At 49.2% G+C, this 12258-nt stretch carries 12 protein-coding genes and 1 riboswitch; of the genes, 3 read left to right on the top strand and 9 right to left on the bottom strand.

What is annotated here, in order from left to right; translation table 11 throughout:
* Nucleotides 1–229 precede the first annotated feature (229 nt).
* Complete coding sequence (gene dapA, locus ACZ481_RS23795; protein WP_464767823.1) at nucleotides 230–1108, top strand: 4-hydroxy-tetrahydrodipicolinate synthase; 879 nt, start codon at nucleotides 230–232, stop codon at nucleotides 1106–1108.
* 246 nt (nucleotides 1109–1354) lie between these two features.
* A riboswitch (cyclic di-AMP (ydaO/yuaA leader) is annotated at nucleotides 1355–1489 on the top strand.
* A gap of 130 nt (nucleotides 1490–1619) precedes the next feature.
* Complete coding sequence (locus tag ACZ481_RS23790) at nucleotides 1620–2390, top strand: 4-hydroxy-tetrahydrodipicolinate reductase (RefSeq protein ID WP_464767822.1); 771 nt, start codon at nucleotides 1620–1622, stop codon at nucleotides 2388–2390.
* Between the two features lie 171 nt (nucleotides 2391–2561).
* Here ACZ481_RS23790 and ACZ481_RS23785 read toward each other — a convergent pair whose 3' ends face one another.
* From ACZ481_RS23785 to ACZ481_RS23745, 9 genes are all read right to left on the bottom strand, one after another.
* Nucleotides 2562–4190: a beta propeller repeat protein gene (locus tag ACZ481_RS23785; protein ID WP_464767821.1), complete on the bottom strand. Its 1629-nt coding sequence runs from the start codon at nucleotides 4188–4190 to the stop codon at nucleotides 2562–2564.
* Nucleotides 4191–4296: 106 nt separating this feature from the next.
* Nucleotides 4297–4986 carry a response regulator transcription factor gene (locus ACZ481_RS23780; protein WP_464767820.1) on the bottom strand — a complete coding sequence of 230 codons (690 nt, stop codon included), beginning with the start codon at nucleotides 4984–4986 and terminating at the stop codon, nucleotides 4297–4299.
* Entirely contained in the window at nucleotides 4983–6128 is a 1146-nt protein-coding gene (locus ACZ481_RS23775; RefSeq protein ID WP_464767819.1) for a sensor histidine kinase, read from the bottom strand. The genes ACZ481_RS23780 and ACZ481_RS23775 overlap by 4 nt, the downstream gene beginning before the upstream one ends.
* 95 nt (nucleotides 6129–6223) lie before the next feature.
* Complete coding sequence (locus tag ACZ481_RS23770) at nucleotides 6224–6886, bottom strand: hypothetical protein (RefSeq protein WP_464767818.1); 663 nt, start codon at nucleotides 6884–6886, stop codon at nucleotides 6224–6226.
* Between the two features lie 189 nt (nucleotides 6887–7075).
* Nucleotides 7076–7945 (bottom strand): chemotaxis protein CheX, encoded by an 870-nt coding sequence (locus tag ACZ481_RS23765; RefSeq protein ID WP_464767817.1) that lies wholly within the window; start codon nucleotides 7943–7945, stop codon nucleotides 7076–7078.
* A 48-nt stretch (nucleotides 7946–7993) separates the two neighbouring features.
* Nucleotides 7994–8380, bottom strand: coding sequence for a response regulator (locus ACZ481_RS23760; RefSeq protein WP_464767816.1), 387 nt, complete (start codon nucleotides 8378–8380; stop codon nucleotides 7994–7996).
* Between the two features lie 410 nt (nucleotides 8381–8790).
* The gene (locus ACZ481_RS23755; protein WP_464767815.1) at nucleotides 8791–9855 is read right to left on the bottom strand and encodes a hypothetical protein; all 1065 of its coding nucleotides are present in this window, start codon (nucleotides 9853–9855) and stop codon (nucleotides 8791–8793) included.
* An 82-nt stretch (nucleotides 9856–9937) separates the two neighbouring features.
* On the bottom strand, nucleotides 9938–10669 hold the full coding sequence (locus tag ACZ481_RS23750) for a hypothetical protein (protein WP_464767814.1): 732 nt from the start codon (nucleotides 10667–10669) through the stop codon (nucleotides 9938–9940).
* A gap of 371 nt (nucleotides 10670–11040) precedes the next feature.
* A complete protein-coding gene (locus ACZ481_RS23745) occupies nucleotides 11041–11712 on the bottom strand; it encodes a GGDEF domain-containing protein (RefSeq protein WP_464767813.1) in 672 nt (223 codons plus the stop codon).
* Nucleotides 11713–11881: 169 nt separating this feature from the next.
* Here ACZ481_RS23745 and ACZ481_RS23740 point away from each other — a divergent pair, with 169 nt between their 5' ends.
* A complete protein-coding gene (locus ACZ481_RS23740; protein ID WP_464770686.1) occupies nucleotides 11882–12211 on the top strand; it encodes a helix-turn-helix domain-containing protein in 330 nt (109 codons plus the stop codon).
* Nucleotides 12212–12258 lie beyond the last annotated feature (47 nt).

The raw sequence follows: 12258 nt of genomic DNA, 5'->3' as shown, positions 1-12258 counted from the left end.
GGCGTTGTACGGGGGATATTGTTTATTTATTATTCATTATCACAGGACAACGGTTTTTTGTCAATAGGGTAAAAGAAAACATTTCACTCTAGGTCGCTGCCGGCAGAAGCGGCAGATATATTTTAAATTCCAGGCTGAGCGGCAGGATTTCTTATACCGGGATGGGAATATTGATATTATGATAGCGGGAAGAGCTAATGTTAAAATATAAATAAAGGCGGTTAGACTAATGAAGAAACCATTATTTATCGGCTCCGGCGTAGCGATTGTAACTCCTTTTGCCCACAGCGGCATTGATTATCAGGCTTTCACAGAACTGATTGAGTTTCAGATTCAGGGCGGGTCAGATGCCATTATTGTCTGTGGCACTACCGGCGAAGCCTCAACAATGCCTGATGACGAACATATTGCCGCGATTAAATTTGCCGTACAGGCAATTAACAAACGGGTACCGGTTATTGCCGGTACCGGCAGTAATGATACCCGCCATGCCATCGAGCTGTCGAAGGCCGCCGAAGCGGTTGGCGCCGACGGGTTGTTGTCAGTTACGCCCTATTATAATAAGGCCACGCAAAAGGGACTGTATGGCCATTTTAAGCTTATTGCCGACAGTGTGGGCATTCCGTTAATTCTGTACAATGTACCCAGTAGAACCAACCTTAATCTGAATCCCGAGACGATAAAAGCCCTGGCGGAAATAGACAATATTATTGCGGTTAAAGAATGTAACCTGGGGCAGGTAGGTGATGTGGTAAATTTATGTGGTGAGGGTTTTACCGTGTATTCAGGTGACGATAACATGGTCCTGCCGGTATTGTCACTGGGGGGGAAGGGGGTTATTTCGGTGATGGCCAATATTATCCCCCGGGATACTCACGCTATGGTCATGAAATTTATCCAGGGAGACCTTGCCGGTGCCATCAGGCTGCAGCTGCAAACCCTTAATCTGATCAAAGCCTTGTTTAGCGAGGTAAACCCGATTCCGATTAAAGCCGCGGTCAGGCTGCTGGGGTACAAAGCCGGCCAGTGCCGGATGCCGTTAACAGAAATCAGTGAGGAAAACCTGGCGTTGCTCCGGGCTGAGATGGAGGCTTACGGCCTGCTTTAAATGTATTCCCGGTAAAAAACATTTTCTAAACTCCTGTATGCAGGCCAAGTGCAGGAGTTTTTAATTTATGCTGACACGGGGACGGTGGTTTCGTCTTGTAAATCGTCGTTATTAATGATATGCTTTAGGGGAAGGTGTAAAGTTGCCAGTCGGGTCCTGCAGACAATTCCGGGGCCTGCTGTCACTTAGGAGTTGTAAATAAAAGGAAAATAAGGTATTATTAAACATAAACCTGTGTTTTCTGTTAAAAGGCAATCGCCGAGTTTCATGTAATTGGAAGCGGGGGAACCATCTTTGGGGTGAATCCTGTGCAAGCAGGTAGGGCGAATTTCTTTCTGCCCGAATCCGTCAGCTAACCTCGTAGGCGTTGAAAGAGAAGGATGTTATTGTCCTGCCGCTCTCAAAGGCTAACAAATACCTTTGAGAATCCTTCTCAAAGCTGGTTTTGAAATTTCTATCAACATGCAGGATGAGGGTAGAAAAAGAACAAACTACAGTTTTAAGGAGGAGTATGATGGGGAAAACAAGGATTGGCATTTTCGGTTTTGGGAAAACAGGTAAAGTGGTTGCTAATGAATTTTTGCAGGACAACTTATTTACGCTGGCTTGGGTAGTTCGTAAAGGTGATGCTGATCATCAAAAATATGCCAGCCGGCTGCTGGGGCATGAGTTTGATGCCGGGGAGATTTTCTCTGTTGATGACATTGATGATAGTTTTTTTAGAGAAAGGCCAGTGGATGCGCTGGTGGATTTTTCAGACTCATCCGGTGTATACCAATACGCCAAAGCGGCACAGGCGGGAATACCCATAATTTCCGCCATTTCCCAATATGAGCAGGAAGCGCAGGAAGTGCTGAAATCCTATGCAGAATTTGCGCCAGTACTTTATTCTCCTAATATTACGTTAGGGATTAATGTATTGATGGTTGCGGCGCAAATTTTGCAAAAAATAGCGCCCCATGCGGACATTGAGATTGTTGAGGAGCATTTTAAGGGGAAAAAAGAGGTATCGGGAACGGCGAAAAGAATTGCCAATGTGCTTAACCTTAATGTGGAGGAGCATCTGAATTCTATCCGCGTCGGCGGTATTGTCGGCCGCCATGAAATTATCTTTGGCATGCCGAACCAGACGATCCGGCTGTCCCATGAAAGCATTAGCCGGGCAGCCTTTGGCCAGGGCGCTATCTTTGCCGTGAATTTTCTGATAGGCAAGCCGCCGGGCATGTACGCGATGGAAACGATCATAGCCGAGATGTTCAGGCAGAATATTCCTGTATATTAGCTTGGCCACCCCTGCCTCTTGCTGAAGACTTGCAGCAATCTGTTTAGTATATACAGGACGTATAGTGAGTAAAACAGCTTTCCCTGATCAGGGAAAGCTGCTTGCGTTTGTGCCTGGCGCGGCAGGTCTGTTTTGCTCACTATTATTGCAGGTCTGTTTTGCTCACTATTATTATTGAGCGGTTTTTACCCAGACTTCGCAGCCCTGGAACGGGTTTGCCGTCCCCAGGTATAGTTTTTGATCTGCCCCGGCAAATAATTTTCTTACACCATAATTATAGGGATTACCCAAACCATTTAGAGACACCGGCAGCCAGAGAATGCCGTCATTGGATTCCCAGAGATCACAGCCAAGTGATCTGTAGCCGATAACATACAGCGCATTAACCAGATAAGCGGAGAAGATATATCTAAGAAAGCGGGTCATAGTGCCTGCTGGATTGGCAGGCAGCAGTGTTTCCACGATATCAGGAATCACGGAGATAAGCTGAGGCAGCAGATTATTCCAGCTCCAGGTGCCCAGATAAAGCTTGTCGTCAAAAGCCTGGATCTGCCAGCAGTAGCCATTGGTCAGATCGCCAAAGCCGGAAGGGTAGCCGCTTAACGGCAGGCCGCGCGTGCCGGTGACAGGTTCTGTGGGACTGACCGGGATTCCCCCTACAACCAATTCCCAGCTGTCATCGGGCGCAATCCGGATGACATCAAAGCCCTTGGGGGCTACAATCTGGTCGCCCGGATTGAGGCTTAGAATCGCCGCTTCCATGGCTGTACCAATATAGATATGATCTTTAAAGACCGCCAGCGACCAGGGGTGTTCATTGCGGGCATCGCCGGCGCCTTTATCGACAACCAGCTTCCAGTCGTTTACCTGCGGTGACGTATTGTTGGTCCGCCAAAGTTCAAAGCCTGTCGGCAGGGCTGTGGCCACATAGAGTTGGTCGTTATAACTTAGCAGCAGGTCAATATTACCCCGGGGATTGCCGTTAGGACCGCCGGCGAGATTCACTTCTTCCCAGCCAAGTTCCGGATCCGTTGTGGTAAATAACCGGGCTTCGGCAACGCCGGTTAGCGGCTGGGCCCCCATATACAGCCGTCCCTGGTGGATGGCAATGGCGCTGGTTGCATAGCCCTGAATATTGGCGTCCAGGAGCGTCCAGGTTTCGCCGTCTGTGGATTTTAGGATTAACAATTCCGGGCTTGACGGTGTAAGCGCGCCGGCATACAGGACATTATTGTAGGTGATCATGTAGCGAAAGCCAATGATTAACGGTGCGGCCGGTGCTTTATACACACGCTGCCAGCCCGCTGTGCCGTCTTTTTTATAGCGCCAGATTTCGGCGGCGTTATCGATATTTTGGGGTATCAGGGCCGACGGAACAGGAATATTTCCGAATAAGCCGCTGCTTATCACTGTATAGGGAATATTTCTGGCTGTGCCGACATACATGTAATCGCCTAATTCAGCCATTGACGCGGTATAATTGTTCTGTCTGGCATTGTCGGGGTTGTCGATATCGAACCCGTTTACGGGCGTTATTTTGCGGAAGGCCAGGTTATAGGGAAACACAAACCGATTCGGAGAATAGTTTGATATATGTTTTACATCAAGCGTATAGCAGGGAAAAGCAACAGCTTGCTCATTTGCTTCCAGGACAACGTCGGTAAGGTTTACTCTGGCATCATCATAAGCAGACAGCGTACCTTTTAATATAAACCGTTCCAATATCTCAAACTCGACTTGTTGTCCCAGCGAATGGTTTAAAAATCTGGTAAGGTCTGCCCTGGTATCTTGCATGGTCACTTACGCCACCTCCTGAAATATTACATAACCAGTTATTATATAGTATTCAGGTGCTGGCGAAAGTGACCATTTTCTTGTAAACAGTGGTCCAAAAATGCCGCCGTCGCTATACCGGGTTGAATCGATAGCCTGTACCCCAAAGGGTTTCGATATATTCAGGATTGGCGGGATCTTTTTCAATTTTTTTGCGTATTTTCTGGATATGCACCGCTACTGTGGCCGTATCGCCACAATAATCGTCCCCCCAGATCGTCCCGAAAATATGATCTTTGCTAAATACTATATTGGGATTGGAAGCAAGGAATACCAATAGTTCATATTCCTTGGCCGTAAGCTGTACCTCTTGGCCGTTGACAAGAATTTTATGGGAGGCAGTATCAATTTCCAGGCCTTTATACTGGATTACTTCATAAGCCGGCATATGTCCCCGCAGCCGCTCATACCTTTTGCTATGGGCTTTTACTCTTGCTGTCAGTTCAGCCGGACTAAAGGGTTTGGTCAGATAATCGTCAGCCCCCAGATGGAGGCCTCTGATTTTGTCAATGTCGTCGTTTTTGGCGGAAACGACAATAATGGGTATCTCCAGGGTTTTCCTGATGTCCCTGATAATTGCATAGCCGTCTGTACCAGGCAGCATCAAATCAACGACCACGACATCATAGGCACCGGTTAGCGCTTTTTTCAGGCCCAGCAGCCCCTCGGCGGCAATATCGGCCCGAAAACCGTTCAGCTGCAGGTAATCGCGCTCCAATTCAGCAATGTCCGGATCGTCTTCAATAATTAACACACGTTTCATGCCTGATCTTCCTCCTCCTGGGCCTGGGGCAGCGGGAGCCTGACGGTAAAGCAGGAACCGTGCTGCCGGCCGCTTGATACGGCAAGCGTTCCCTGATGGGCTTCCACCAGTTCCCTGGCAATTGCCAGCCCCAGGCCTGTACTGGCGCAATTTTTGGGGCGTTCGGCGTCAATCTGGTAGAACCGGTCAAAGATAAACGGCAGTTTGTCTGCAGGGATGCCAGGGCCATTATCCGCGATATCGAGACAGATGGAGCCGGCCTGCTGATACAGCCGGACCGTGATGAGCAAATCCTGGCCGGGGCTGTGGACGACGGCGTTATTGATCAGATTACTCAGCGCCTGGCGGATTCTTTTGCCGTCCACCTGCAGCCAGTAATCTGCCGCCAGGTGTGGATGGTACAGCAAGCGGACGTTCTGTTCTGCCAGTTCGAACTTGTATTCTTCCATTAGGTCTTGCATAAACTGGCCGATGTGTACCCGCTCAAAGTGAAGGTCTAACTTCTGCATATCCAATTTGGCAAACAGGAACAGATCATCTATGAGTTTATTCACATAAACCGTGTTCTTATGGATAGTCTGCAAATATTTGCGTTGCCCCTCCCCGGCAGCGACTGTTCCCTCAACCAGCGCCTCAATATATCCCTGAATGGCGGTTATCGGTGTTTTCAGGTCGTGAGAGATATTGGCAACAAGGGCTTTGCGGTTGGCTTCATATTCGGCCTGCCGCTTTTCGCTGTTAGATAATTTTTCGGTCATTGTGTTGAAAGCAGCTATTAACAGCTCCAGATCGTTGGGTTTGTCATATTCCAGTGTAATGCTGTAATTGCCCCGGGCAACCTCATCCAGGCCCTGCCTGAGCTTTTCCATCGGCAGGAGTATCCGTTTTTCCAACCGTAGCAGGAACAGGAGCTGCATCAACTCTTTAAGACCGATTGCCACAGCGAAAAAAATAGCGACTTCCTTGATGCCGACCCAGCTAAACAAGAGATATATGATAAGCAGGTTAAACAAAATAAAGGCCGGGCGCAGATAGCGGAAGTATTTATAATGGCGTAAAAACCGGCCATGATGGCCGCCATGACCATCATGCAACCGCCGTAAATGGGCATGAATGCCCTGAGGCCGTCTGTGTCTGAACATGTCAATCCCCTATATGTTTTAGTTTGGCAGCTTACTTACTACACTATTATATTCCAAATAATTGCAGGGCGCAAAATATTGCGCCCTGTAAATTATTAGCCTGCTGCTGCAGCGAAGGTTAACTCAACCTTGGCGGTTAATTCCTGCGGTTCCTGATCTTCCTCGGTTCCGGAACCGCTTAAGGCCACGACTGCCTTTTGGATCTCATAACTCTTGTCGATAAATACATTCACCGTAAACCGGGGCTGGGCGACAGGGCCGAGTTCTTTGAGCAAACGGTGATGACGGTGATGCGGGCGTTCACCGCTTAATTTTTCATACAGCCGTGTTTGCAGATCGGCCGGCAGGTCAGTGCTCTGCAGCGACAGCAGTGTTGATTCGCCTTCCTGTTCTGTTATCTGCAGGGCATTTAATAAGCTTAGCGCTAATGACAGCCTGGTTAAACCGCCCCGAAACCCACCGTGCTTAAACCCATGGCCATGGGGATGAAAGGGGCGTTCCCCATGATGGCCGCGTGCACCCCAACGGTCTGGCGTAAATTCATCGCTGTCTTTATGCTGGCATGCCGTGCCGCCGTAATCCAATTCAGTGGCAATCTTGGCTTTTACCTGGCGGGAAGCCAGGTTTTTTTCGAATTCATTGTGCAAAAAGAATATTTGTTTCTGGTTTTTTTGCACCTGGGCCGTAAGAACGCCGGTGATTACCTCTTTTCTTTTCAGTGTCTGCACCACATCATACAATAATTTGAGCTTGTTCATAGTTATGATAACCTCCTCATTTGTTTGAGGTTATTGTACCTAATGAAATTAAAGCCGTTTTAAACTGTTTATAAAGTTTTTATAAAAATAGTTAAAAAAAAGATAAAGCTGCGCGACTGGCACCGGGTAAGGGGGAGTGAAGCAGAACAGTCCGCAGACGAGAGTCTGCGGACTGGCTTCGTAGGAGCGCTATGATACCGATAGCCTGAAATCAAACCGGCCGAGGGAGGTATTGATGGCCAGGCTGTAACCGGCCTCAGCGGGCGGGAGTTCTTGCTTGCGGACTGTCTGGGGCTGTAAATCGACCTTAATGCCCTTGGTGGACAGCAGGCCGCCGAACACCCCGTTATGCACATTGAGAAACTCGCCAATGCTGTCAAGGGCCATTTCGTCGACACTGGTAAGGTTTTCGCCGCTGAACCGGCTGGCTGCTGCGCGCACAGTCTGTTCGTCCAGCATTAAGTCGATTGTAACAGCCTGATCACCGGTGAGCTGCTGGGAGGCAACCCAGCAGCCGGCTGCGCCGGCCGGGACGGTCTGGGGCAGCAGGAAGGGCGTGGCGTTTAAGAAGCGGACAATATTGCGCAAGGTCAGCCCGGCATAGCTGTATAGCAGCTGGGCCTTGTCGCCGGCCTGCGAGAAATCCAGCAGCCTGTTGAGTTCGGCATCGTCAGCCGTGAGCGGGGCGTTGCCGGCAATGCCGTACTCCTGGCGGAAATCGGCTAAGGCTTTTTCGATAGCCGGTAAGGTCAAGTAGCCGTTGTCGCTGATGGCCTGCACCAATGCCAGGTGGCTTTGGCCCTGGGCGGCCAATAGCCTGTCTACCTGTTCGGCCGTCAGATAGCCTTGCTCCAGGGCCAGCTCGCCAAACTTTTTGTCTCTTGCCCGTTGCAGATCATGGAGTTCTTCCGCCTGTTTCCCTGTCAACAGGCCGGCATCCACCGCCAGGGTGCCCAGCCTGACCCGGGCGGAGCGCTCATGCTGCAGTGACTGGAAAAGCTGATCCGGCGTAAGCAAGCCCTTATTTAACAGATAATGCCCAAAATATTGATTAAACATTGTGTTTGCTCCTTTACAATCAAGTATAACCAGCAGCCGGACGCCAGGCTACAGCTGTGGCGCCGGCGTCTGTTTATTTTGCAGGACCAGGTCAATAACCGGCGGCAAATTGTCCTCACTGACCGGTTTGATAATATAGTTTCTGGCCCCGGCCTGCAGCGCATCAAAGATGACATGTTTCTGGCCGGATGAGCTCACTACAATAATTTTTGCCGCCGGGTCCGTTGCGAGCAGGCGCTTAATTGTTTCCACCCCACCCAACCCTGGCATGGTAATATCCATTGTTACAATGTCCGGCTGGCATGCCGGATAGCGGGCAATGGCCTGTTCGCCGTTAGCGGCTTCACCGGCCACGGTGTGTCCGGATTTTTCCAGTATTTTACGCAACGTATTTCTCATCATCATCGAATCATCAACTACCAAAACTCGCGCCATTTTTTATCTTCCTCCTGTAAGCATAGTATTCTTATTCATATAAACCATTCAAAAGAGAATAATTCTCATTATCAATATATAATTTTACCATCAATTAGAAAAATCCTGCAAGGTTTACTTGCTTTTGCAAAGAAAGTTTTTGGCTTCTGGTTGTTCCTGGTTTCGGGGTTTTTGTGCGTTGAGGCAGATTATGTGTTGTGATTCATCCGGATGACCCTCTGGCCAGGAACCCAGGATATCGATGAAGAGATTTATCATAAGCTTCGCCTAATAATAAGAAGGGCACAGCAGCCAAGGATTTTTATCCTGGCATTTGCTGTGCCCTTTTGCTTCAGGCCGTCTCTGTTATGCAGCTATCCCGACAGCCCTTCGCGGCCGGCGGAATATATGGATTTTTAGGGGCTGAGCCGTCACTGCGGCACAATGACAAGTCTGACCGGCAGGTTTGATGCCCCTGGCGGGCTGAAGGTGAAAGACAGCGGGTCACCGCTGGTGTACGTGCCCAGGAACGCCCATTCTTGCTTGTGGGCATCGCCGAAATGCAGCCGGCCACGGGGGGTGGCAACAGGGCTCCAGTTTACTTCCGGATGGTTTATGCCGATAGCGCCGGCGTAGGTGCCCCCCAGTGGCACCAGGTAATAGGAAACCTTGCCGCCAGGTTTGGAAGGCAGCAGTATTTCATAAACAATGCCGTAATTGCCGTAATTGAGCACGGCGGAGCCGTCAGTGGCGTCGATTCCCGTAACATAAGGATCGATTTCGTTGTCAGCCAGGGTGATGCCGGCGATTTCCCCCGCTGCCGGGTCATAGTCCCTGACAGGGGTAATCCGCCTGTTCGCCCCGGCAAAGGTCCCGCGTAAATGACACTCATCAGCTGCAAGCACGGTTGCCGTCCGGGCATAGGAAATGCTGCTCTCCGTCACCGGCAGCATCATAACCGTAACGGTAACCGGCTGGTCAACCTCAAAATCATAAATGCCATTGACCAGCATATTCGGGACAATGGCGGTTTCCTCCAGGCTGGCAGCCAGCGGCAGTACTCCCCCCGGCGGAATGCTGAGCCGGTAAGCCTGTTTTGCGCCGAAGTAAGCAGCCTGCGTTTCTTTGCCGACCTTGAGCCAGGGGTTGCCCGGTCCCCCCAGGGTAGCCTGGCTGACCATAACCTGGGCGGTATGCTCTCCCTGATTTGTTAACAGCACAGCAATTTTTTTTACATCCCTGGATGCATTGACATGATAAAAGAAAAGTCGTACAAAACCTGATACCTTATCCTGGTAGAGTATGCCGTTACCCCTTACCATTTCCGGACTATCAGACAGCAGTAAGGTTCCGCCCCGGGAGCTTGTGCTTACCTCCCATTCCGGCAGCCAGCCGATATTCAGGCCTGGCGTTACTGTAAGGGCAGCGGCGGTTGCACTGCTGCTCAGAATGGCTGTTGCCATGACAAACAGAATAAGCTTTTTGATAAAATTCATTTGAACCTCCTAACAAGTACAACAGCTACTGTTGAAAAAGATAAAGCCCCTAGCAATGCCGCCGCACTGTAGGGGAAAGCAATTACGACTTGGCAGGCGCAAATGACCGGAGCATTTTCCGGACCTGCGGTTCCCAATATTTGCGTTCGCTGTCTGTGGTCAGCAGGACCGCGGTTGCCAGGTGACCATTATCATTAAAAGTATAGCCTTTGGCATAATACGGCATGTTTATTCCGTACACCGACATAAGTAAACGGGCACTCAGGCCATAGGCCGGCCGGTCATTGATTGTCAGATAGTCAGGGCGGCTGACCTCCAGGAAAGGCACACCGGCCCGCGTTTGGTCATAGGCTTTAGCCAGTTCTTTTGTCACTACACTGGCGGTGGCGGTAATTGTTGCCTCCAGGTTTTGCCGTTCGGCAGCGGTAATTTCTCTGGTGAAATATGCCTTATCGCGGGCTGACATTGGTTTGTCGTCCCGGTAAAACAAGAGGACTGCCGTACGGTAGGTTTTACCGTCGTTGGCAGTAATCTGGTATAATTGCAGGTTTAATTTATCCAGCAGGACCAGGGGATCGGCCGGCGGCACCGGCTTGGGAGGGGCCGGCTTATCGGCACTTGCTTTTTCCTGGGCTTCTGTTATGATCTTCGAGAATACAAACAGCAAATTGGTTGTTTGCCAATTTTCAGGAATAGAGTACAGGCCGATTTTTTCGATATGCCAGTTGACTGTCTTGGCTGCATGGGCGGTAACGCTGCCGGTGAGCAGCAGCAGGCAAGTTAAGGTTATTATCAGTAACCTGCTCTTTTTCATAGATAGACTCCTCCAGCAATTTTTTCAACCGGGTTGATATAGACGACTGCCGGCTCTTTTTAGTATTCAAGAAAATAGCAGTGATTTCCTGCCAGTGTCTTAGCCAGGTTATATTTTAGTTTTAGGGCGAGATAATGGCAAAGGGCAAGGCAGCGCCGCCGACGCATACCGGCAGGGGTCTGCTGGGAGGGGCTGACGCCGCCACTTGCCATTTTGGCCGTCAGCAGCCTAACAAGATACTGTGGTCAAGGCACTAAGCGCTGCATGCTGAACTCTTCAGCGAATTTCGGCCGAAAACCGGCAAAATCTGCGCCATACCGGGATTTAAACGCAAAAAAACGGGCCTGATACGGGTAGAACAACAAATTTTTTTAAAGTGTAAGCAGTTCATCGTCGATGATAGTAATAATTGAATTCTTTTGCATTTTGGCTTTGTAGAGAGCGTGATCTGCCTGCAGCAAAAATTCATTTAACGTCTGGCCTGGCTGTAATGGCACAACGCCTGCGCTTATCGTAAGCTGGTAGGGTAAAAAAGTGGTTTCCGCGAGGCGGCGTATTTTCTCCATCACCTCGCGGGATCTTTCTATCGTAGTCCCGGCAAAAATAATGGCAAATTCGTCACCGCCCCAGCGGGTAACGACAGTGGTGCCGGCATTTTTTTTCAAAAGGACTGCCAGGCCTGATAATAACTGATCGCCGGTCGTATGGCCGTAGGTATCGTTAATTGTTTTAAACCCGTCGACATCGATCATGGCCACACATAAATGCAGTCTTTGGGCCGTTGCCCGGCAAAAATGTTTTTGCAGGACCGAGTAAAAATAACGTCTATTCCATAAGCCTGTGAGAAAATCGGTGTGGGAAAGCCGGTTTAGTTTCCGGATTAAACTGCCGGTTACCAAACCGCTGCCGGCAATGATGCCGGTAATACCTGCCCACAATAACCCGCCATAATTTCCCGCCAGAACTATGTCCAGATAATAGCCGGTTATACCGATAAGCGCTCCGGATGATGAGAGTATTAACCAAGCGTAATTATAAAACACTTACCCACCTCTGCTGATGTCAAGTTGACGTGTTTATTGCAGTACTAACCAACAATGCCTACGTCATAATTAATATTAAGTTATAAATTAAATATTAATGTATAACTTAATATTAATCAATAATTTTATGTATACATTTTCGGGACATTGATATAGTAAAAGTCAGGTGATGTGTGTGTATGTTGATTACAATGCAATTGGTCAACGAATTAAGAAAATTCGCAAACAAAAACGACTAACACAGGAGAAAGTAGCCGAAAGCCTGGAAGTTTCCACTGTTTATATCAGTCAGATAGAGAACGGGAGGACAAAGCTCAGTCTGGAAATGCTGGTCCGGCTCGCAGGCTTGCTGGACACTGAGCCAGGTTATTTTCTTACCGGTATTTCTTATCATTCACAGGATTATCTAAAGGCAGACATCGCCCAACTGCTCCGGGAATGTCCGCCCGAAAAACTCCAGCTAATTATGGATGTGGTGAAACTTATTACCAAGTATTAAGTAATCCGGTAAAATATCCTCATAGTAAGGGGCAATAAAAAGCCGTC

This window comes from Sporomusa intestinalis (assembly GCF_055383785.1).
The sequence above is the reverse complement of the archived record's forward strand: the minus strand, read 5'-3'. Positions and strand labels throughout refer to the sequence as shown.